Here is a 19,094-nt window from a genome sequence, read left to right as displayed (position 1 = left end):
ATTGAATGTTCCACCGCATTCGCGAGCAAGCCCGCTCCCACCCAAAGCAACACCCCCTATTTCGCTTGAGCAAGACAAAAACAAGAGGATTTTCTCATGGCTAAAATCGGATTTATCGGCACCGGCATCATGGGCCACCCAATGGCTTCGAACCTGCAGAAAGCCGGTCACAGCCTGTTCCTGTCGGCGCACCACGACGCCGCTCCAGCCGATCTGGTCGCCGCTGGCGCCGTCGCTCTGGCCAACCCGCGCGAAGTGGCGCAGGAAGCTGAATTCATCATCGTCATGGTGCCGGACACCCCGCAGGTCGACGACGTGCTGTTCCGCGCCGACGGCGTTGCTGCCGGCATCGGCAAAGGCAAAGTCGTGATCGACATGAGCTCGATCTCGCCGACCGCCACCAAGGCTTTCGCCAAGAAGATCAACGAAAAAGGCGCGCAATACCTCGACGCCCCGGTATCCGGTGGTGAAGTCGGCGCCAAGGCTGCGACCCTGAGCATCATGGTCGGTGGCGACGCCGATGCCTTCGAACGCGCGCTGCCGCTGTTTCAGGCCATGGGCAAGAACATCACCCTGGTCGGTGGCAGCGGCGACGGTCAGACCGCCAAAGTGGCGAACCAGATCATCGTCGCGCTGAACATTCAGGCCGTGGCTGAAGCCCTGCTGTTCGCTTCGAAAAACGGTGCTGATCCAGCCAAGGTGCGTGAAGCGCTGATGGGCGGTTTCGCTTCGTCGAAGATCCTCGAAGTGCACGGCGAGCGCATGATCAAGGGCACCTTCGATCCGGGCTTCCGTATCAGCCTGCACCAGAAGGACCTGAACCTGGCCCTGCAAGGCGCCAAGGAGCTGAACATCAACCTGCCGAACACCGCCAACGCCCAGCAAGTGTTCAGCACCTGCGCGGCGATCGGTGGCAGCAACTGGGACCACTCGGCGCTGATCAAGGGTCTGGAACACATGGCCAACTTCTCGATTCGCGACAAAAAATAAAGCCTGCACAAAACCCTGTGGGAGCGAGTCTGCTCGCGAAAACGGTTGCACATTCAACATCGATGTTGGCTGACACACCGCCTTCGCGAGCTGGCTCGCTCCCACAAGGGGTCCGAGTTGCCCTTTCGAATAACAAGAATTCCGGGAGCCCGCCATGTCGGTCGATCCGCAACAACTGCTGCGCGAGCTGTTTGCCACAGCCATCGACGCGGCCCATCCGAACCAGGTCCTCGAAGCCCATCTGCCCGCCGATCGCACGGGTCGGGTGATCGTCATCGGCGCCGGCAAGGCCGCAGCCGCCATGGCCCAGGTGGTCGAGCGCTGCTGGCAGGGTGAAGTATCCGGTCTGGTGGTGACCCGTTACGGTCACGGCGCTCCGTGCGAAAAAATCGAAGTGGTCGAAGCCGCGCATCCGGTACCGGACGCTGCCGGTCTGGCCGTGGCCAAACGCGTGCTGGAACTGGTCAGCAATCTGACTGAAGACGACCGCGTGATCTTCCTGCTCTCCGGCGGCGGTTCTGCCCTGCTCGCGCTGCCAGCCGAAGGCATCACCCTGGCCGACAAGCAGTCGATCAACAAAGCCCTGCTTAAATCCGGCGCGACCATCGGCGAGATGAACTGCGTGCGCAAGCACCTCTCGGCGATCAAGGGCGGCCGCCTCGGCAAGGCTTGCTGGCCTGCCACCGTCTACACCTACGCAATTTCCGATGTACCGGGCGACCTCGCCACGGTCATCGCCTCCGGCCCGACCGTGGCCGACCCGAGCACTTCGGCCGAAGCGCTGGCGATCCTCAAGCGCTACAACATTGAAGTCCCGGCGTCGGTGCGCAACTGGCTGCAAAGCCCGGAATCGGAAACGGTCAAACCCGGTGATCCGAGCCTCGCTCGCAGCCATTTCCAGTTGATCGCCCGCCCGCAGCAATCGCTGGATGCAGCGGCGGTGAAATGCCGTCAGGCCGGTTTCAGCACATTGATCCTTGGCGACCTGGAAGGTGAGTCACGTGAAGTGGCGAAGGTCCACGCCGGCATCGCTCGGCAGATCATCAACCATGGTCAGCCGTTGGCGGCGCCGTGCGTGATTCTTTCCGGCGGCGAAACCACGGTCACCGTGCGCGGCAATGGTCGCGGCGGGCGCAACGCCGAATTCCTCTTGAGCCTCACCGACAGCCTCAAGGGCCAGCCCGGCGTTTACGCGCTGGCCGGTGACACCGACGGCATCGACGGTTCGGAAGACAACGCCGGCGCGATCATGACCCCGGACAGCTACGCCCGCGCCGCCGCCCTCGGTTTGAGCGCCAGCGACGAGCTGGATAACAACAACGGTTACGGCTACTTCGAGGCGCTCGATGCGCTGATCGTCACCGAGCCGACCCGCACCAACGTCAACGACTTCCGCGCCATCCTGATCCTTGAGAACTGCAAATCATGACGCCTGATAAAAAGGTCAAAATCCTCGCCACCCTCGGGCCTGCCGTCGATGGCATCGAAGACATCCGTGAACTGGTCGAGGCCGGGGTCAACATCTTCCGCCTGAACTTCAGCCACGGCGATCACGCCGACCACGCCAAGCGCTATCAGTGGATCCGCGAAGTCGAGCGCCAGCTCAACTATCCACTGGGGATTCTGATGGATTTGCAGGGGCCGAAACTGCGCGTCGGTAAGTTCGCCGACGGTAAGGTGCAACTGCATCGCGGTCAGGCGTTCCGCCTCGATCTGGACGCCACACCCGGCGATGAACGCCGGGTGAACCTGCCGCATCCGGAGATCATCGCCGCGCTCGAAGCGGGCATGGATCTGCTGCTGGATGACGGCAAACTGCGCCTGCGCGTGGTCAGCAAATACTCCGACGCGATCGACACCACCGTGCTCAACGGTGGCGAACTGTCGGACCGCAAAGGCGTGAACGTGCCGCAGGCGGTGCTCGATTTGAGCCCGCTGACCGCCAAGGATCGCCGCGACCTGAGCTTCGGTCTGGAGCTGGGCGTGGACTGGGTGGCGCTGTCGTTCGTGCAACGTCCGCAAGACATTCTCGAGGCCCGCGAACTGATCGGCGACAAGGCGTTCCTGATGGCGAAAATCGAGAAGCCGTCAGCAGTTGAACAACTGCGCGAAATCGCCGAACTGAGCGACGCGATCATGGTGGCGCGCGGTGACCTCGGTGTCGAAGTGCCGGCGGAAAGCGTGCCGCAGATCCAGAAGAACATCATCAGCACCTGCCGCGAACTCGGCAAACCGGTGGTGGTGGCGACGCAGATGCTCGAATCGATGCGCTTCTCCCCGGCACCGACCCGTGCTGAAGTCACTGACGTGGCCAACGCTGTGGCTGAAGGCGCGGATGCAGTGATGCTCTCGGCCGAAACCGCGTCCGGCGAATACCCGCTGGAAGCGGTGCAGATGATGAGCAAGATCATTCGCCAAGTGGAAAACGGTCCGGACTATCAGACTCAACTCGACGTCAGTCGACCGAAAGCCGAAGCGACGGTATCCGATGCGATCAGTTGCGCGATCCGCCGCATCAGCAACGTGCTGCCAGTGGCGGTGCTGGTCAACTACAGCGAGTCGGGCGCCTCGACATTGCGTGCCGCGCGGGAGCGGCCGAAAGCGCCGATCCTCAACCTGACGCCGAACCTGCAGACCGCGCGGCGCTTGAGCGTGGCGTGGGGCATTCATTCGGTGGTCAACGATCGCCTGCGTCAGGTCGATGAAGTGTGTTCGACCGCGCTGGAAATCGCCCAGGCGCAAGGCATGGCCGAGCGTGGCGATACGCTGCTGATCACTGCGGGGGTGCCGTTCGGGCAGCCTGGTTCGACTAACTCGCTACGGATTGAAACATTGATTTAGCGCCTGTACCGGCCTCTTCGCGAGCAGGCTCGCTCCCACAGTTGATTTGTGTGCATCACAAACTCAATGACTGAACAAAGATTCAATGTGGGAGCCAGCCTGCTGGCGAAGAAGGCAACTCGGTTTCACTGACTTTCAGAACTGCCCATGCCTGCCAATCATTTCAACACCCACTGCCCCGACTGGGCCGAGGCTTTGCTCAACGGTTTCAGTCAGATATTCCTTCAGCGCCACCCGCTATGCGGCCTGTTGTGCCTGCTGGCGATCCTGCTCACTGCGCCGGTGCTGTTTGCCGGCGCGCTGCTCGGGGCCGTCGCCGGATTGCTCACCGCACAGCGACGTAACTATGCCAAGGCTGATCGTCAGGCCGGTTTGTTCAGCTACAACGGCGTGCTGCTCGGCTTGTTGCTGAGTCTGTATTTCCCCTGGTCACCGCTGCTGCCGCCGCTGATTCTGGCGGCTGGCGGCGTCAGTGCGATGCTCACTCAGCAATGGCTCAAACACGTTTACCGCAGTCGATCGATACCGGCCTACACCTCGCCATTCGTGGCCATCGGCTGGATCCTGCTGCTGTTCGCCGAGCCGTCCGCGCCGACAGCGCACATCGAGATGAACACGCTGAATTTGCTCGCCGCTGAGTTGCGTGGACTGGGTCAGGTGATGTTCCTTGATCATCCACTGGCCGGCGCATTGATCGGCATCGGCTTGTTGATCGCTGATCGCCGCGCCTTTTGCTGGGCATTGTTCGCGTCAGCCATCGGCCTTGCGTCCAGTCTGTTGCACCACGAAACCGGCGCGGCATTGCTGGGACTGGGCAGTTACAACGCGGTACTCGCCGCCCTCGCCTTCAGTGCGCAGCGCCAGCAACCGTGGCTGCCGCTGCTGGGCATCGTCCTTGCGCTGCTGGTCACCCCGCTGTTCGTCGCTCTCGGTCTGGCGACGCTGACCGCGCCGTTCATCCTCGCTTGCTGGCTGATCCGCGCCGGGATCCAGATGCTCGGTAAAGCGGCCGTCGACGCCACGCCTTGCGCACAGGGGGACAATCAACCTAGGCTGCGCTGATCTTCAATTCAGGCGTTATCCATGGACAGCAGCAACAGTTGGCGCGAACGGCTTTACGTGATGATTTTCCAGAGCGACACCCTCGCCGGGCGGCGCTTCGACGGCACCTTGCTGTTGATCATCCTTGCCAGCCTGGTGGTGGTGATGCTCGACAGCATCGACAGCATTCACCAGAACTACGCCGATGTGCTGGCCTACATCGAGTGGGGCTTCACCGTCATTTTTCTCGGTGAATACATCCTGCGCCTGTATTGCTCACCGAAACCGTTGCGCTACGCCTTCAGTTTCTACGGACTGGTGGACCTGCTGGCGATCGTGCCGGGGATCCTCGCGCTGTATTACAGCGATGCGCAGTACCTGCTGATCATCCGCATCATTCGGATGCTGCGGATTTTCCGCGTGCTCAAGCTCAGCCCGTACCTCAAGCAAGCCAACTACCTGATGTCGGCGCTGCGTGGCAGCAAGCAGAAGATCGTGGTGTTTCTGGTCAGCGTCTGCACCCTGGTGACGGTGTTCGGCACCCTGATGTACGTGATCGAAGGCCCGGAACATGGCTTCACCAGCATCCCCAAAGGCATCTATTGGGCTATTGTGACGTTGACCACCGTCGGCTTCGGCGACATCGTGCCGAAGACCCCGCTGGGCCAGGTGATTTCGTCGCTGGTGATGATCACCGGTTACTCGATCATCGCCGTGCCCACCGGGATTTTCACTGCAGAACTGGCCAACGCCATGCGCGGCGAACAGCTGCAACATGACTGCCCGATTTGCAAGAAAAACAGCCATGAACAGAACGCAGCGTTTTGCTCGCGGTGCGGCAGTCAGCTGTTTAAGAAAGTGGAATAAGCACAGAGCTTTTTAATCTTTAAACGACTATGCCAGCCCGGCTATAGTCGCTGGCAAAACGGTATCACCCCCGACCGTTATCACCGACACAACAAGGAATGCGCAGTGAAAAAACTCTTTGGCGCCTCACTTCTCGCCGCCGGTCTTGCCTTTGGCAGCGTGGCTCAAGCCGCACCGACCCTGCTCAACGTCTCCTATGACGTGATGCGCGATTTCTACAAGGATTACAACACTGCGTTCCAGAAACACTGGCAGGCCGAGCACAACGAAAACATCACCGTGCAAATGTCCTTCGGCGGTTCGAGCAAGCAGGCGCGTTCAGTGATCGACGGCCTGCCGGCTGACGTCATCACCATGAACATGGCGACCGACATCAACGCCCTCGCCGACAACGGCAAACTGGTGCCGGAAAACTGGGTCAGCCGCCTGCCGAACAACAGCGCGCCGTTCACCTCGGCCACCGTGTTCATCGTCCGCAAAGGCAACCCGAAAGCCCTGAAAGACTGGCCGGACTTGCTCAAGGACGGCGTGCAAGTGATCGTGCCCAACCCGAAAACTTCGGGCAACGGCCGCTACACCTACCTCTCGGCCTGGGGCTACGTGCTGAAAAATGGCGGTGACGAGAACAAGGCCAAGGACTTCGTCGGCAAACTGTTCAAGCAAGCGCCGGTGCTCGACACCGGTGGCCGCGCCGCGACCACCACGTTCATGACCAACCAGATCGGCGACGTGCTGGTGACCTTCGAGAACGAAGCCGAGATGATCGCTCGCGAGTTCGGTCGCGATCAGTTCGAGGTGATCTACCCAAGCGTCTCCGCCGAGGCCGAACCACCGGTGTCGGTGGTCGACAAAGTGGTCGACAAGAAAGGCACCCGCGCTGCCGCCGATGAATACCTGAAATACCTGTGGTCGCCGGAAGGTCAGGAAATCGCCGCCGCCAACTACCTGCGCCCACGGGATCCGGCGGTGCTGGCGAAGTACACCGACCGCTTCCCGAAAGTCGACTTCCTGTCGGTGGAGAAGACCTTCGGTGACTGGCGTTCGGTGCAGAAGACCCACTTCAATGATGGCGGGATTTTTGATCAGATCTACAGCCAGTAAGATTTTTCGGACATGAAAAAGGCGACCTCAACAGGTCGCCTTTTTTGTGGCGAACCCCTGCAGGAGCTGCCGCAGGCTGCGATCTTTTGACTGTGATTTTAAAAACCAAGATCAAAAGATCGCAGCCTGCGGCAGCTCCTACAGGGGTCATGTGCTGACAGTTACATTGGTGGAGTGACGCCATCCTTGCCGGCGGAAATCGATTGCGCCGTTAATGTGCCATCGGCGTCCTGGGTGACGAAGCTGACAATTTTCACCCCCACCTTCAGCAAACTCCGATCCCCCGGCGTCAGGTTGACGATCGGCACGTCCTCCGGTACCAGAATCTTCTGCTGCCCGCCCTTATAGTTGACGGTCAGCACCCGGCCATTGCTGACCACCAGATCACCGACGCTGCCATTGGTCATGCTGCTGCCCTTGGCCAGATCAAAGGGCCGATGGCCGTCACCGCTGCCGGCCAGTTCCGGCGGGAATACGTGCACTTCCAGCGCCTTGAGCGTGCCGTCTTCCTGTGGCATGGCAGCCGAGCCGATGTAACTGCCGGGTTTGATGTCTTCGATATTCGCCAGCGTGACGGCGCGGACCTTGGTGTCCGGGTTCAACCGGATCAGCACGTTCTCGCCGCTGTTGACGTGGACTTTCAGCGAATCGGCGCTGACCCCGGTGATCTCGCCGCGCACGCCGAGACGCATGCCCGGGGCATCGGCAGCCTGCACCGCAGTGGCACTGAGCAGACCAATCAAGGCAATCGTGGTGGTGTGACACAGCAGCTGACGCAACATGGCAATCCTCCGGTGATGAACAGTAAAAGCGCAGCGGTAAACATAAGCACGCTATCGAAGAAGATGTAAGTGAATGTATCATCAGCCCTCCCCGGCCGGACGCAAGGTTCGCCGACGGACGACACCGCCGTTGAAGCCAATCATTCCGCAATGGAATAACTGCTATCGATACAAGGCTTCTACCGCCGCTTCGGTGCGTCCCTTAGCCTCACCGCATTCCCTTTCGCTGGATCGAGAAACCTTATGAACGCCACAACTCACGCAATGACCCGAGGCATGGTGCTGCTGTTCGCCTTCTGCTGCGGCGCGATCGTCGCCAACATTTACTACGCGCAACCGATCATCGGGCTGATCGCGCCGGACATTGGTCTTTCCGACACCATGGCCAGCTTCATCGTCTCGCTGACGCAGATCGGTTATGCGCTGGGCCTGTTCTTCCTGGTGCCGCTGGGCGACCTGCTGGAAAACCGCCGACTGATGATCATCACCACTGTAGTGGCGATTGCCAGCCTGCTTGGTGCAGCGTTCACCAGCCAGCCGAATGTGTTTTTGCTGATCTCGTTGCTGGTGGGCTTCAGTTCGGTGTCGGTGCAAATCCTGATTCCGCTGGCCGCGCATCTGGCGCCGGAAGAATCCCGGGGCCGGGTGGTCGGCGGGATCATGGGCGGCCTGCTGCTGGGCATCCTGCTGGCGCGGCCGGTGTCGAGCGTAGTGGCTGACCATTTCGGCTGGCGCGCGATGTTCATGATTGCCGCGGCGTTGATGGCCGCGATCAGCGTGGTGCTGGCGTTGACCGTGCCCAAGCGTCAACCGGATCACAGCGCTTCCTACGGCCAGTTGCTCGGCTCGCTGTGGACGCTGCTGCGCCAGCAACCGGTGCTGCGTCAGCGGGCGTTTTATCAGGGCTGCATGTTCGCCACCTTCAGCCTGTTCTGGACAGCGGTGCCGCTGGAACTGGCGCGCAACCATGGCCTGTCGCAAAGCGAGATTGCGATCTTCGCGCTGGTCGGTGCCATCGGTGCCATCGCCGCGCCGATCAGCGGACGCCTGGCTGACGCCGGCCACACCCGCATCGCTTCGCTGCTGGCCATGCTGTTCGCCAGCCTGAGCTTCCTGCCGGCCTTCATTCACCCGGCCTACAGCGTCATCGGCCTCGCGGTGACCGGCGTGGTACTGGACTTCTGCGTGCAGATGAACATGGTTCTCGGCCAGCGCGCGGTCTACTCGCTGGACGCCAAAAGCCGTGGTCGCCTGAATGCGCTATACATGACCAGCATCTTCATCGGCGGCGCCTTCGGCTCGTCGGTTGCCAGTGCGGTGTATGAGCATGGCGGCTGGTTGTGGATCGTGATTGTCGGTAGCGCGTTCCCGCTGCTGGCGTTGTTGCGGTTCCTGAGTGCGTCGCAGCGTGGTGCTTTGGCAACGGCGTAAGATGTCGAGCAAGCTCGCTCCCACAGGTTGCTCACTGGGCCTGTGAGAGCGATGACGCTTAATACCGAACCAGCTTCTCCATCGCCGCATCTGCCAGAAACGAAGAGCGGCTTTTGACATTGTGTTCACGCACATAGCGATCGATGCGCTGGATCACATAGCCTGGCAACGTCACGTTGACCTTCTCGGTCTTGCCCATGTACGGCGAGATATCCAGCTCGAGCATCCCCCAGCCCATGTCGGCAAACTCCGGATTATTGCGATGCGCCGCTGCCGACGTCGGCATCGGAATCGATTCCCCGTCCGCCGCTATCTCCTGCAACATGAGATGGGCGACTTCAACGGCTGCGTTATAGGCGTCCTCGAAAGTGTCCCCGGCCGTGACGGCGCCGGGAATGTCAGGTATCTGAATACCGATGGCGGTGTTGTCGTCACCCCATTCGATGCAGATCGGATATTGCATTATGGACCTCCCTTGTAGCTGGCTGGCGGGTGGTACAACCCGGCACGCCTCCTGATGCTTTTGACCGTCCCCAGCGGCAAATCCTTTTTAGGGTGAGGAACGGGAATGGTGTACGGGTTGTAACGATGCGTGAAGATGTGATGACTGCCGGTGACTCGATCCAGCGTCCAGCCTGCCTCCTCCAGCTCCTTGATCAATAGCCTGCTTTGCACCTGGCGCCTCCTTGCTCCGGCCGAATAAAAGTAACTCTAGAGTTATCTTTACTCAAGCACATAAATCTGCAGGACGACGTTTGGTTGTTTTACCGCATGTGATTGAATGGACGCGGATTACACTCAGCACCCTATTCCCTGTGGGAGCGGGCTTGCTCGCGAAGGCGTCGGATCAGCCAATACATGTGCTGAATGTCAGACCGCTTTCGCGAGCAAGCCCGCTCCCACAAGGGGACTACGACAACTTTCAGATTTGCAGGAAGACTGATGGACCGCCTCGCCGCCATGGAAACCTTCGAATACGTGGTCGAAACCGGCTCCTTTTCCGCCGCCGCCCGACGCTTGAATATTGGCCAGCCCGCCGTGTCGAAAACCATCGCTCAGCTGGAAAAACGCCTGGCGGTAAGCCTGTTGCTGCGCTCGACTCGCGGCCTGACCCCGACCGAAGCCGGACTCGCGTTTTTCGAACGGGCCAGACGCGCCATCGACGAAGCCAACGAAGCCGATAACGCCGCCCGTGGCAGCGCCAGCGGTTTAAGCGGCAACCTGCGCATCAGCGCTGCGGTGACTTTCGGTCGCCTGCACGTCGTGCCGCAGCTGGGGCCGTTTCTCGAGCAGCACCCGCAATTGAACATCGACCTGATGCTCGATGACCGCAATATCAATCTGGTCGAAGAAGGTATCGACGTCGCCCTGCGCATGGGCCCGCTCAGCGACTCCAGCCTCACCGTGCGTAAAATCGCCGACTGTCGCCGCGTAGTGCTCGGCACCCCGGCCTACTTCGCCCGCCACGGCGAGCCGAGCTGCCCTGCCGATTTGGATAAGCACCAAGGCATCGTCTACAACCTCAGCGGCGGCGCCACCTGGACCTTCACTCAGGGCAGCGAACAACAGACGCAAACCCTCACCGGCCGCCTGCGGGTCAGCGCCGCCGAGGGTTTGCGTGCAGCCGTGCTGGCCGATCAGGGCCTGACCATCGCCTCGCAATGGATGTTCGCCCCGGAGCTGGCAAGCGGCGCGGTCAGGGCGGTGATGAGTGACTGGCGTTTGCCGGATCAGGACTTGTGGGCGGTGTTTCCCACGGGGCGGATGGTCAGTACGAAGGCGCGGGCGTTTGTGGAGTACATGGAAAATTTGCTGAAACACCTGACCTGACAGGCCGCGTTTCGTTTATTGCGATTTTCGTTTAATTCGAATAACGTTTCAGCATCCTCTATTCAGAATGCTGGAATCCATTATGTCGATCGTCCTTCACCCCTCTATCAACCTCCCGGTGGAGCGCGAAGTCAAAGCCGCAATTGAAGGCAAACGCGCGCTTGCCGCCTACCTCGCGACCCAATTCGAAACCCAGCACATCCAGATTTTCGACGAACAGAACCAGGCGCATCAGGTCGAGCTGCCGACCTCGGCATTACAACTGCTGATGGATATTCTGGCGGCGCTGGCCGAGGGTAACGCGGTCAAAGTCGTACCGGTGCACGCCGAACTGACCACTCAGGAAGCCGCCGACCTGCTCAACGTCTCACGCCCGCACCTGATAAAACTGCTGGAAAGTGGCGAGTTGTCCTACCACAAAACCGGCAAGCACCGACGTGTGCGTTTCGCCGATTTGATGGACTATAAAACCCGGCGCGACACTGCCAGCGAGCAGGCAATGGCGCTTCTCGCGGAGCAGGCACAGGCGTTAAGGACAGGATACGAGTGAGGCATTCACCAGTTCGGGCGCTAAGCGCCTATCGTGCGATTCTCTGAATAATCATTTTGTGAACACCAGACAAAAAAACGGCGATCCAGAGATCGCCGTTTTTCATTACTGCCCGAACTGTTTGCCCAATCCCGGCGGTACGCCGTGGATATCGGTGTCTTCCCAAGGGCCGTTGGGGCTGACGGAGCGAGTCCAGCCGTTGTTCCAGCGGAAGTAGGTGCGCTGGCGGTAGAAGGTGTTGGGCTGGTCGTCGAGGACGTAGACGCCGAGCTTCTGGTCCCAGTGGCTGTTGCCGCCCGGTGGTGGGGCGAAGCTGGCTGAGGTGCGTGGGACTGGCTTGGACGGTTTGGCCGGGATGCTTTTGCCCGGTGTCGGCGAGGTCGACGGGGTCGGGCTCGGTTGTGACGGCGGGATCGGCGGTAGGTTGGTGGTCGGTTCCGGCCGGTGCACCGCACATGCGCTCATGCTCAAGGCCAATGTGATGACGGAGATGCGGGCGAGGCTGTGCATGGCGGTGCTTTCCTGTGGGTTCCGGGGTTATTTGTCCGGGCTGTCGATGGTCAGTGTTTGCGGCGCGGTGGTGCTGCTGGCCAGCGGGCCGCTGCGACCTACCCACTCCCCGGCGGTTGGCTGACCGGCGCGAGAGATGCGTGCAACCAGTTGGACTTCAGGAAAGTTCGACAGTTTCAACTGCGGCATCATCGCGTCGGCATCGCCCAGTTCGACAGTGACCGGCAGATCGGCCACGGTCAGACGCTTGGCCGCCAGCGGTGCCGGTGGGCCGGAAACGGCGCGGGCGAAGATGAACACGCTGTCGCCCGGTTGCACCTTGCCTTTGAGTTCGCTGGCCAGATCGACGCGCACCTTGAGCAGAGCGGCAACCTTGGCTGCTGGCGCGGCCGCGTCCTTGCCGCCACTGGCTTGCAGGCGCTCGGTGGCTCGCTCGATCCCGCCCTGCAAGGCGGCGCGGGAGTTGTCGCCCTCTGGCAACTGCGCCAGCAACCGGTTCCAATAGTCGATTGCCTGCTGATAACGCTCACCCTCGAACGCGGCGATGCCGAGCAGGCCGAGGCTGGTGACTTCTTTCGGATCGGCTTTCAGCGCTTCATCGGTCAGGGCCTGGATCTTGTCCGACCACTTTTTACCGTCGGCGAAATACTGCGCCTGCGCCCACTGGCCGAGCAGCTCCGGCTGGCGACCGGCCAGGTTGGCGGCGCGTTCGAACATCTTGGCCGCATCTGCCGGACGATCCTGGGCCATGTAGGTGCGCCCGAGGAAGTACAGGCCTTCCGCCGAATCCGGTTGCGCGGCGACGGCACGCTCCAGACGCCGGGTCATCTCTTCCATCGACTGCGGCGCCTGGGCGAATTCGCGGGTCAGTTCGACTTTATCGGCAGCACCGAAATGCAGGTACAGACCCAAGCCCAACACTGGCACCAGCACCGCTGCCAACAACGGCAACGGCTTGCCCAGTTTCGACACACGCGGTGCGGCAACGCCTTCGGTATCGGCGAGCAGCTCACGCGCCGCTTCCGCGCGCCCGCTGTCCATTTGCGCCACATCGAGTACACCTTCAGCCTGCTGCGCTTGCAGCTCGGCCACGCGCTCCTGATACAGCGCCACGTTCAGGGCAGTTCGATCCTCTTCACGCTGGGCGCGACGGCCACGCAAAACCGGGATCAGCAGAAAACTCAGGGCGACCAGAAGCAACAGCCCTGCGGCAAGCCAGAAATCAATCATTCTTGGTTTTTATCCAACAGTTGGTCGAGGCGCTGACGCTCTTCGGTGGACAGCGATGGCGGGGTCTCGGTGCGCTGTGCGCGACGCCGGCGAACGATCACTGCGATCACCACCAGACCGCCGAACAACAGGCCGGCCGGGCCGAACCACAGCAGTGCAGTCTTGGCATTGAGCGCCGGTTTGTAGCGGACGAAATCACCGTAGCGATCGACCATGAAATCGATGATCTGCTGATTTTCCTTGCCCTCGCCGAGCATGCGAAAAATCTCTTTGCGCAGGTCAGCGGCGATCGGTGCGTTGGAGTCGGCGATGTCCTGGTTCTGGCACTTGGGGCAGCGCAGTTCCTTGGTCAACTCGCGGAAACGCTCGCGATCGCCTTCCTTGGCGAACTCGTAAGTGTCGATCGCGGCATGCGCCACGCCGGCCAGACTCAGGCCCAAGACCACGGCAGCAAGAAAACGCTTCATGGCTTGGCCTCATCGACCAACGCCTGATACTTGGCTGCGAGTTTTTCGCGCCAGACCTGCTCGTCGATCACCCCGACGTACTTGTCACGGATGATGCCCTTGGCGTCGATGAAAAAGGTTTCCGGTGCGCCGTACACGCCGAGGTTGAGGCCCAGCGAACCTTCGTCGTCACGGATATCCAGCGAGTACGGGTTGTGGAATTCGGCCAGCCACTTCAACGCATCGGCGTTGGTGTCCTTGTAGTTGATGCCGTAGATCACCACACCGCGCTCGGCCAGTTTGTTCAGCACCGGGTGCTCGACCCGGCAGGAAATGCACCAGGTGCCCCAGACGTTGACCAGTGCCGGTTTGCCGAGAATGTCAGCCTTGGTCAGGTTCTTGTCGCCCTGCACGTTCGGCAGGCTGAACTCCGGGAATGGCTTGTTGATCATCGCCGACGGCAGCTCCGCCGGATCGAGGTACAGACCGCGATACAGAAACACCGCCACCAGCAGGAAAATCGCCAGGGGTACCAGCATCAACCAACGTCTCATGCAGCCGCTCCTTGCAGGCCGAGGGCTTCACGCACCCGGGCTTTGACCTTGACTCGATAACGCCGATCCAGCGCCGCCAGCAATCCGCCCAGACCGGTCAGCAAACCGCCGAACCAGATCCAGCGCACGAACGGTTTGACGTGAACCCGCACCGCCCACGCGCCGTTTTCCAGCGGCTCGCCCAGTGCGACGTAGAGATCGCGGGTGAAACCGGCGTCGATCCCGGCCTCGGTCATCATCGAACTCTGCACGGTGTACAGGCGTTTTTCCGGGTGCAGCACGCTGACTTCCTTGCCGTCGCGGATCACCCGAACGGTGCCCTTGTCGGAGGTGAAGTTCGGCCCTTCGAAGTGCTTGGCACCTTCGAACACAAACTGATAACCGGCCAGGGACATCGACTCGCCCGGCGCCAGACGCAGGTCGCGCTCGGCACTGTTCTGACTCGACAGCACCACGCCGAGGGCGCACACGGCGATGCCCAGGTGAGCGATCTGCATACCCCAGTAGCTGCGGGTCAGGGTTGGCAGGCCTTTGATCAGGCCCTTGTGGCGAGTCTTGTCGAAGATGTCGCGCACACCGGCGAGCAACACCCACGCGGCGAGCAGGAACGTCGCAATCACCGCCCAGTTGAAATCGCCGTAGGCGACACCGGCGACCACCGCCAATACGACACTGCCGAGCAGCACCGGGGTCAGCATGTTCGCCAGCCATTTTACCGGGGTGTCTTTCCAGCGGACGATCACGCCGACCGCCATCACCAGCATCAGCAACGCCATCAGCGGGATGAACAGCGCGTTGAAGTACGGCGGGCCGACCGACAGCTTGGCGCCACTCAAGGCATCCAGAATCAGCGGATACAGGGTGCCGAGCAGAATCATCGACGCCGCCACCACCAGCACCAGGTTGTTGCCCAGCAGCAGGGTTTCCCGCGACCACAGATTGAAGCCGACCTGGCTCTTGACCACCGGAGCGCGCAACGCAAACAGCGTCAGCGAACCGCCGACTACGAACAGCAGGAAGATCAGGATGAACACACCGCGTTCAGGATCGGAGGCAAACGCGTGCACCGAAGTCAGCACGCCGGAACGCACGAGGAATGTACCGAGCAGGCTCAACGAAAATGCGGCAATCGCCAGCAACACCGTCCAGCTCTTGAACACGCCACGCTTTTCCGTGACGGCCAGCGAGTGGATCAGCGCGGTGCCGACCAGCCATGGCATGAACGAGGCGTTTTCCACCGGGTCCCAGAACCACCAGCCGCCCCAGCCAAGTTCGTAGTAGGCCCACCACGAACCGAGGGTGATGCCGATACCGAGGAAGGCCCAGGCGACAATCGTCCACGGCCGCGACCAGCGTGCCCACGCGGCGTCGAGACGACCACCCAGCAAAGCGGCGATGGCGAAGGCGAAGGCCACCGAGAAGCCGACATAACCCATATAGAGCATCGGCGGATGGACGATCAGGCCGATGTCTTGCAGCAGCGGATTGAGGTCACGCCCGTCGGCCGGAATCTGCGGCAGGATCCGCGAGAACGGGTTGGAGGTAAGGATCAGAAACAACAGGAAACCGGTGCTGATCATGCCCATCACCGCCAGTACGCGAGCGAGCATGACTTGCGGCAACTGCCGGGAGAACACCGACACGGCGAAGGTCCAGCCACCGAGGATCAACGCCCACAGCAGCAGCGAACCTTCGTGGGCGCCCCACACCGCGCTGAACTTGTAGTACCACGGCAAGGCGCTGTTGGAGTTCATCGCCACATAACCGACCGAGAAATCGTCGGTCATGAACGCGTAGGTCAGGCAACCGAAGGCAAACAGCAGGAACGCAAACTGACCCCACGCTGCCGGCTGGGCCAGCCCCATCCACAGACGGTCGCCGCGCCAGGCGCCGAGCAACGGCACCACGGCCTGCACCAGCGCAAAACACAGCGCCAGAATCATCGCCAGATGGCCGAGCTCGGGAATAAACAGTGCAGAAGTCATTGATCAACCCTCCTTCGCTGGGGTCGGTGCCGATTGACCACTGTCTTTCAGCGCTTTGGTCACTTCCGGCGGCATGTACTTCTCGTCGTGCTTGGCCAGCACTTCGTCGGCCACCACTACGCCGTCAGCGTTGAGTTTGCCCAGGGCGACGATGCCCTGCCCTTCGCGGAACAGATCCGGGAGGATCCCGCGGTAGGTGATGGTCACGGCTTTGTTGAAATCGGTGACGACGAATTTGACGTCCAGTGAGTCCGGCGAGCGCTGCAGCGAGCCCTTCTCGACCATGCCGCCGGCGCGGATCCGCGTGTCGTGCGGCGCTTCGCCGTTGGCGATCTGGGTCGGCGTGTAAAACAGGTTGATGTTTTCCTGCAGGGCACTGAGGGCCAGGCCGACGGCGGCGCCGACCCCGACCAGGATCGCCAGAATGAGGGTCAGACGTTTTTTGCGCAGCGGATTCACTTGCCGTTCTCCCGGCGCAGACGACGCGCCTCTTGTTGCAGATAGCGCTTGCGGGCCGCGATCGGTGCGACCACGTTGAGGATCAGCACCGCCAGACAGATGCCGTAGGCCGACCACACATACAGGCCGTGATGGCCCATGGCGAGAAAGTCGCCAAATGAAGCGAAACTCATCGCGCGGCCTCCAGACTGTTCTGCACTTCTTCCTTGACCCAACTGGCGCGGGCTTCGCGCTTGAGCACTTCAAGGCGCATGCGCAACAACAGCACGGCGCCGAAGAAACAGTAGAAACCCAGCACCGTCAGCAGCAGCGGCAGCCACATTTCGGCCGGCATCGCCGGTTTTTCCGTGAGGGTGAAAGTCGCGCCCTGATGCAGGGTGTTCCACCACTCCACCGAGTATTTGATGATCGGGATGTTGATCACCCCGACGATCGCCAGCACGGCGCAGGCCTTGGCCGCGCTGTCGCGATTGCTGATGGCGTTGCCCAGCGCAATCACCCCGAAGTACAGAAACAGCAGAATCAGCATCGACGTCAGCCGCGCATCCCAGACCCACCACGAGCCCCAGGTCGGCTTGCCCCAGATCGCCCCGGTGACCAGCGCCACGGCGGTCATCCACGCACCGATCGGTGCCGCGCATTGCAGAGCGACGTCGGCCAGTTTCATTTTCCACACCAGCCCGACCACGCCGCACACCGCCAGCATCACGTAGATCGACTGCGCCAGCATCGCCGCCGGCACGTGGATGTAGATGATGCGGAAGCTGTTGCCCTGCTGATAATCCGGCGGCGCGAAGGCCAGGCCCCAGACGACGCCAACGCTGATCAGCAGCAACGCGGCAATGCTCAGCCACGGCAGAAACCTGCTGCTGATGCCGTAGAACCACTTGGGCGAGCCGAGCTTGTGAAACCAGGTCCAGTTCATACTGTTTCCATCACGGGTGCCGCTCATCGGTGTGAGCAGTCTCAGGGTCTTTGCTGGTTAAATTTTAACCAGACCTCATTATTCGCCGACGCTGATCTTCAGGCCAGCAGCTATTGCAAAAGGTGTCAGGGTGATCGCCAGGGCGGTCAGGCTACCCAGCCACAGCAGATACCCGGTCGCCGGCATGCCTTGCAAGGCGGCCTGCAAGGCGCCACTGCCCAGGATCAACACCGGGATGTACAACGGCAGAATCAGCAACGCCAGCAACAGGCCGCCGCGTTTCAAACCAACCGTCAGCGCCGCGCCTACCGCACCGAGCAGGCTCAGCACCGGTGTACCCAGCAGCAACGACAACAGCAACACCGGCAGGCAGGCGACCGGCAAACCGAGCATCAACGCCAGCAACGGCGAGAGCAGAACCAGTGCCAGTCCCGAGAACAGCCAGTGTGCCAGCACCTTGGCCAGCACCAGTAGGGGCAGCGGGTGCGGCGAAAGGACCCACTGTTCCAGGGAGCCATCTTCGAAATCACTGCGAAACAGTCCGTCCAGCGAAAGCAGGACCGACAACAACGCGGCCACCCAGACTAACCCCGGGGACAGGTTTTGCAAGACTTGAGTTTCCGGGCCGACGGCCAGCGGGAACAAGGCGATGACGATGGCGAAGAAAATCAGCGGATTGGCCAGTTCCGCCGGGCGACGAAACAGCAAACGGGACTCACGGGCAACCAGCAGGCCGAACACACTCATACTGCCCAGTTCCCCAGATCGATATCGCGATAACCGGCCGGCATCCGGCTCAGCGTGTGGTGCGTGGTCAGCACCACCAGACCGCCGCGCTCGCAGTGCCCGGCCAAATGTTCTTCAAGCTGCGCCACGCCCTGTTTGTCGAGCGCGGTGAACGGCTCGTCGAGAATCCACAGCGGCGGGCTATCCAGATACAGCCGCGCCAGCGCCACGCGGCGTTGCTGACCGGCGGACAGGGTGTGGCAGGGAACGTCTTCGAATCCGCGCAATCCTACGGCTGCCAGTGCCTGCCAGATCGCCTCGCGCTCGGCCGGCCGATGCAGGGCGCAGAGCCAGGACAGGTTCTCTTTCGGGGTCAGCAGGTCCTTGATCCCGGCAGCGTGGCCGATCCACAGCAGGTTGCGCGCCAGCTCGCTCGGCTGGGCGGCCAAGGGCTGGCCGTTGAGCAGCACCTGACCGCTGGTCGGCTGCATCAACCCGGACAACAGACGCAGCAGACTGGTCTTGCCGCTGCCGTTGGGGCCGCTGATCTGCACCATATCGCCACTGGCCAGTCTTAATTCGAGATTTTCGAAGAGCAGCCGCAGGTCTCGCTCACAGGCAAGGGCAACGGTTTGCAGGACAGGACTGGTCAAGGGATCACGGGCCTTATACGGTTCAAGTCGGCTCTGGCGCGGCCGTTAAAGAGATGCAGGATAAATGCAATGACGGTGCGAACCAGAGAGCTGGATCAAACAATTGCTATGTTTTCTGAACGAAGCGCAAGACGCGCGGCATTATACATGCCGTGCCTTACTCCCAAGAGCGC

General features: G+C 61.4%; 22 protein-coding genes. 9 read left to right on the top strand and 13 right to left on the bottom strand.

All coding sequences use genetic code 11. The annotated features are described in order from the left end of the window. Positions 1-96: 96 nt before the first annotated feature. From HDC30_RS07380 to HDC30_RS07355, 6 genes are all read left to right on the top strand, one after another. On the top strand, positions 97-990 hold the full coding sequence (locus HDC30_RS07380) for a 2-hydroxy-3-oxopropionate reductase (protein WP_183781980.1): 894 nt from the start codon (positions 97-99) through the stop codon (positions 988-990). Between the two features lie 154 nt (positions 991-1,144). Further along, a complete protein-coding gene (locus HDC30_RS07375; RefSeq protein ID WP_183781977.1) occupies positions 1,145-2,419 on the top strand; it encodes a glycerate kinase in 1,275 nt (424 codons plus the stop codon). Continuing rightward, positions 2,416-3,831: a pyruvate kinase gene (pyk, locus tag HDC30_RS07370; protein ID WP_007961656.1), complete on the top strand. Its 1,416-nt coding sequence runs from the start codon at positions 2,416-2,418 to the stop codon at positions 3,829-3,831. Before HDC30_RS07375 ends, pyk begins: the two co-directional genes overlap by 4 nt. 147 nt (positions 3,832-3,978) lie before the next feature. Beyond that, positions 3,979-4,893: an urea transporter gene (locus HDC30_RS07365; protein WP_183781974.1), complete on the top strand. Its 915-nt coding sequence runs from the start codon at positions 3,979-3,981 to the stop codon at positions 4,891-4,893. 21 nt (positions 4,894-4,914) lie between these two features. Next, the gene (locus tag HDC30_RS07360; protein WP_096796239.1) at positions 4,915-5,739 is read left to right on the top strand and encodes an ion transporter; all 825 of its coding nucleotides are present in this window, start codon (positions 4,915-4,917) and stop codon (positions 5,737-5,739) included. A gap of 105 nt (positions 5,740-5,844) precedes the next feature. After that, positions 5,845-6,840 (top strand): sulfate ABC transporter substrate-binding protein, encoded by a 996-nt coding sequence (locus tag HDC30_RS07355; RefSeq protein WP_096796240.1) that lies wholly within the window; start codon positions 5,845-5,847, stop codon positions 6,838-6,840. 161 nt (positions 6,841-7,001) lie between these two features. Here HDC30_RS07355 and HDC30_RS07350 read toward each other — a convergent pair whose 3' ends face one another. Further along, the gene (locus tag HDC30_RS07350) at positions 7,002-7,622 is read right to left on the bottom strand and encodes a DUF5666 domain-containing protein (RefSeq protein WP_183781971.1); all 621 of its coding nucleotides are present in this window, start codon (positions 7,620-7,622) and stop codon (positions 7,002-7,004) included. Between the two features lie 243 nt (positions 7,623-7,865). Between HDC30_RS07350 and HDC30_RS07345 the strand changes: the two genes are divergently transcribed. Beyond that, on the top strand, positions 7,866-9,053 hold the full coding sequence (locus tag HDC30_RS07345; RefSeq protein ID WP_096796242.1) for an MFS transporter: 1,188 nt from the start codon (positions 7,866-7,868) through the stop codon (positions 9,051-9,053). Positions 9,054-9,111: 58 nt separating this feature from the next. On the opposite strand, the gene HDC30_RS07340 is transcribed toward HDC30_RS07345, so the two are convergent. Together HDC30_RS07340 and HDC30_RS07335 are read right to left on the bottom strand one after the other, a co-directional pair. Next, positions 9,112-9,516, bottom strand: coding sequence for a type II toxin-antitoxin system HicB family antitoxin (locus HDC30_RS07340; protein ID WP_115987135.1), 405 nt, complete (start codon positions 9,514-9,516; stop codon positions 9,112-9,114). Further along, positions 9,516-9,728, bottom strand: coding sequence for a type II toxin-antitoxin system HicA family toxin (locus HDC30_RS07335; RefSeq protein ID WP_183781968.1), 213 nt, complete (start codon positions 9,726-9,728; stop codon positions 9,516-9,518). The genes HDC30_RS07340 and HDC30_RS07335 overlap by 1 nt, the downstream gene beginning before the upstream one ends. A gap of 267 nt (positions 9,729-9,995) precedes the next feature. Here HDC30_RS07335 and HDC30_RS07330 point away from each other — a divergent pair, with 267 nt between their 5' ends. Both HDC30_RS07330 and HDC30_RS07325 read left to right on the top strand, forming a co-directional pair. Further along, a complete protein-coding gene (locus HDC30_RS07330) occupies positions 9,996-10,883 on the top strand; it encodes a LysR family transcriptional regulator (protein ID WP_183781965.1) in 888 nt (295 codons plus the stop codon). Positions 10,884-10,965: 82 nt separating this feature from the next. After that, positions 10,966-11,433 carry a helix-turn-helix domain-containing protein gene (locus tag HDC30_RS07325; protein WP_183781962.1) on the top strand — a complete coding sequence of 156 codons (468 nt, stop codon included), beginning with the start codon at positions 10,966-10,968 and terminating at the stop codon, positions 11,431-11,433. 105 nt (positions 11,434-11,538) lie between these two features. Here the strand turns inward: HDC30_RS07325 and HDC30_RS07320 are convergent, their stop codons facing one another. From HDC30_RS07320 to ccmA, 10 genes are all read right to left on the bottom strand, one after another. After that, positions 11,539-11,943: a hypothetical protein gene (locus HDC30_RS07320; protein ID WP_134785764.1), complete on the bottom strand. Its 405-nt coding sequence runs from the start codon at positions 11,941-11,943 to the stop codon at positions 11,539-11,541. Between the two features lie 27 nt (positions 11,944-11,970). After that, a complete protein-coding gene (ccmI, locus tag HDC30_RS07315) occupies positions 11,971-13,173 on the bottom strand; it encodes a c-type cytochrome biogenesis protein CcmI (protein ID WP_183781958.1) in 1,203 nt (400 codons plus the stop codon). Further along, positions 13,170-13,640 carry a cytochrome c-type biogenesis protein gene (locus tag HDC30_RS07310; protein WP_183781943.1) on the bottom strand — a complete coding sequence of 157 codons (471 nt, stop codon included), beginning with the start codon at positions 13,638-13,640 and terminating at the stop codon, positions 13,170-13,172. Before HDC30_RS07310 ends, ccmI begins: the two co-directional genes overlap by 4 nt. Then, a complete protein-coding gene (locus tag HDC30_RS07305; RefSeq protein ID WP_115990409.1) occupies positions 13,637-14,173 on the bottom strand; it encodes a DsbE family thiol:disulfide interchange protein in 537 nt (178 codons plus the stop codon). Before HDC30_RS07305 ends, HDC30_RS07310 begins: the two co-directional genes overlap by 4 nt. Further along, entirely contained in the window at positions 14,170-16,158 is a 1,989-nt protein-coding gene (locus HDC30_RS07300) for a heme lyase CcmF/NrfE family subunit (RefSeq protein ID WP_183781940.1), read from the bottom strand. Before HDC30_RS07300 ends, HDC30_RS07305 begins: the two co-directional genes overlap by 4 nt. Positions 16,159-16,161: 3 nt before the next feature. Next, positions 16,162-16,617, bottom strand: a complete 456-nt coding sequence (ccmE, locus tag HDC30_RS07295; protein WP_041072935.1) for a cytochrome c maturation protein CcmE — start codon at positions 16,615-16,617, stop codon at positions 16,162-16,164. Further along, positions 16,614-16,790 (bottom strand): heme exporter protein CcmD, encoded by a 177-nt coding sequence (ccmD, locus tag HDC30_RS07290; protein ID WP_003222944.1) that lies wholly within the window; start codon positions 16,788-16,790, stop codon positions 16,614-16,616. The genes ccmE and ccmD overlap by 4 nt, the downstream gene beginning before the upstream one ends. Continuing rightward, complete coding sequence (locus HDC30_RS07285; protein ID WP_003222943.1) at positions 16,787-17,542, bottom strand: heme ABC transporter permease; 756 nt, start codon at positions 17,540-17,542, stop codon at positions 16,787-16,789. Before HDC30_RS07285 ends, ccmD begins: the two co-directional genes overlap by 4 nt. A 78-nt stretch (positions 17,543-17,620) precedes the next feature. Then, a complete protein-coding gene (gene ccmB / locus HDC30_RS07280) occupies positions 17,621-18,289 on the bottom strand; it encodes a heme exporter protein CcmB (RefSeq protein WP_003222942.1) in 669 nt (222 codons plus the stop codon). Next, positions 18,286-18,921 carry a cytochrome c biogenesis heme-transporting ATPase CcmA gene (ccmA, locus tag HDC30_RS07275; protein ID WP_183781935.1) on the bottom strand — a complete coding sequence of 212 codons (636 nt, stop codon included), beginning with the start codon at positions 18,919-18,921 and terminating at the stop codon, positions 18,286-18,288. Before ccmA ends, ccmB begins: the two co-directional genes overlap by 4 nt. Positions 18,922-19,094 lie beyond the last annotated feature (173 nt).

The organism is Pseudomonas sp. JAI115 (assembly GCF_014200835.1).
Taxonomy (GTDB): domain Bacteria; phylum Pseudomonadota; class Gammaproteobacteria; order Pseudomonadales; family Pseudomonadaceae; genus Aquipseudomonas; species Aquipseudomonas putida_A.
The sequence above is the reverse complement of the archived record's forward strand: the minus strand, read 5'-3'. Positions and strand labels throughout refer to the sequence as shown.

Bases quoted from the DNA above. Each gene is read 5' to 3' on its own strand.
- HDC30_RS07285 (WP_003222943.1), bottom strand. From the start codon at position 17,542: ATGAACTGGACCTGGTTTCACAAGCTCGGCTCGCCCAAGTGGTTCTAC.
- HDC30_RS07325 (WP_183781962.1), top strand. From the start codon at position 10,966: ATGTCGATCGTCCTTCACCCCTCTATCAACCTCCCGGTGGAGCGCGAA.
- pyk (WP_007961656.1), top strand. From the start codon at position 2,416: ATGACGCCTGATAAAAAGGTCAAAATCCTCGCCACCCTCGGGCCTGCC.
- HDC30_RS07305 (WP_115990409.1), bottom strand. From the start codon at position 14,173: ATGAGACGTTGGTTGATGCTGGTACCCCTGGCGATTTTCCTGCTGGTG.
- ccmD (WP_003222944.1), bottom strand. From the start codon at position 16,790: ATGAGTTTCGCTTCATTTGGCGACTTTCTCGCCATGGGCCATCACGGC.
- HDC30_RS07365 (WP_183781974.1), top strand. From the start codon at position 3,979: ATGCCTGCCAATCATTTCAACACCCACTGCCCCGACTGGGCCGAGGCT.
- HDC30_RS07375 (WP_183781977.1), top strand. From the start codon at position 1,145: ATGTCGGTCGATCCGCAACAACTGCTGCGCGAGCTGTTTGCCACAGCC.
- HDC30_RS07360 (WP_096796239.1), top strand. From the start codon at position 4,915: ATGGACAGCAGCAACAGTTGGCGCGAACGGCTTTACGTGATGATTTTC.
- HDC30_RS07330 (WP_183781965.1), top strand. From the start codon at position 9,996: ATGGACCGCCTCGCCGCCATGGAAACCTTCGAATACGTGGTCGAAACC.
- HDC30_RS07350 (WP_183781971.1), bottom strand. From the start codon at position 7,622: ATGTTGCGTCAGCTGCTGTGTCACACCACCACGATTGCCTTGATTGGT.
- HDC30_RS07340 (WP_115987135.1), bottom strand. From the start codon at position 9,516: ATGCAATATCCGATCTGCATCGAATGGGGTGACGACAACACCGCCATC.
- HDC30_RS07380 (WP_183781980.1), top strand. From the start codon at position 97: ATGGCTAAAATCGGATTTATCGGCACCGGCATCATGGGCCACCCAATG.
- HDC30_RS07310 (WP_183781943.1), bottom strand. From the start codon at position 13,640: ATGAAGCGTTTTCTTGCTGCCGTGGTCTTGGGCCTGAGTCTGGCCGGC.
- HDC30_RS07300 (WP_183781940.1), bottom strand. From the start codon at position 16,158: ATGACTTCTGCACTGTTTATTCCCGAGCTCGGCCATCTGGCGATGATT.
- ccmB (WP_003222942.1), bottom strand. From the start codon at position 18,289: ATGAGTGTGTTCGGCCTGCTGGTTGCCCGTGAGTCCCGTTTGCTGTTT.
- HDC30_RS07345 (WP_096796242.1), top strand. From the start codon at position 7,866: ATGAACGCCACAACTCACGCAATGACCCGAGGCATGGTGCTGCTGTTC.
- ccmI (WP_183781958.1), bottom strand. From the start codon at position 13,173: ATGATTGATTTCTGGCTTGCCGCAGGGCTGTTGCTTCTGGTCGCCCTG.
- HDC30_RS07320 (WP_134785764.1), bottom strand. From the start codon at position 11,943: ATGCACAGCCTCGCCCGCATCTCCGTCATCACATTGGCCTTGAGCATG.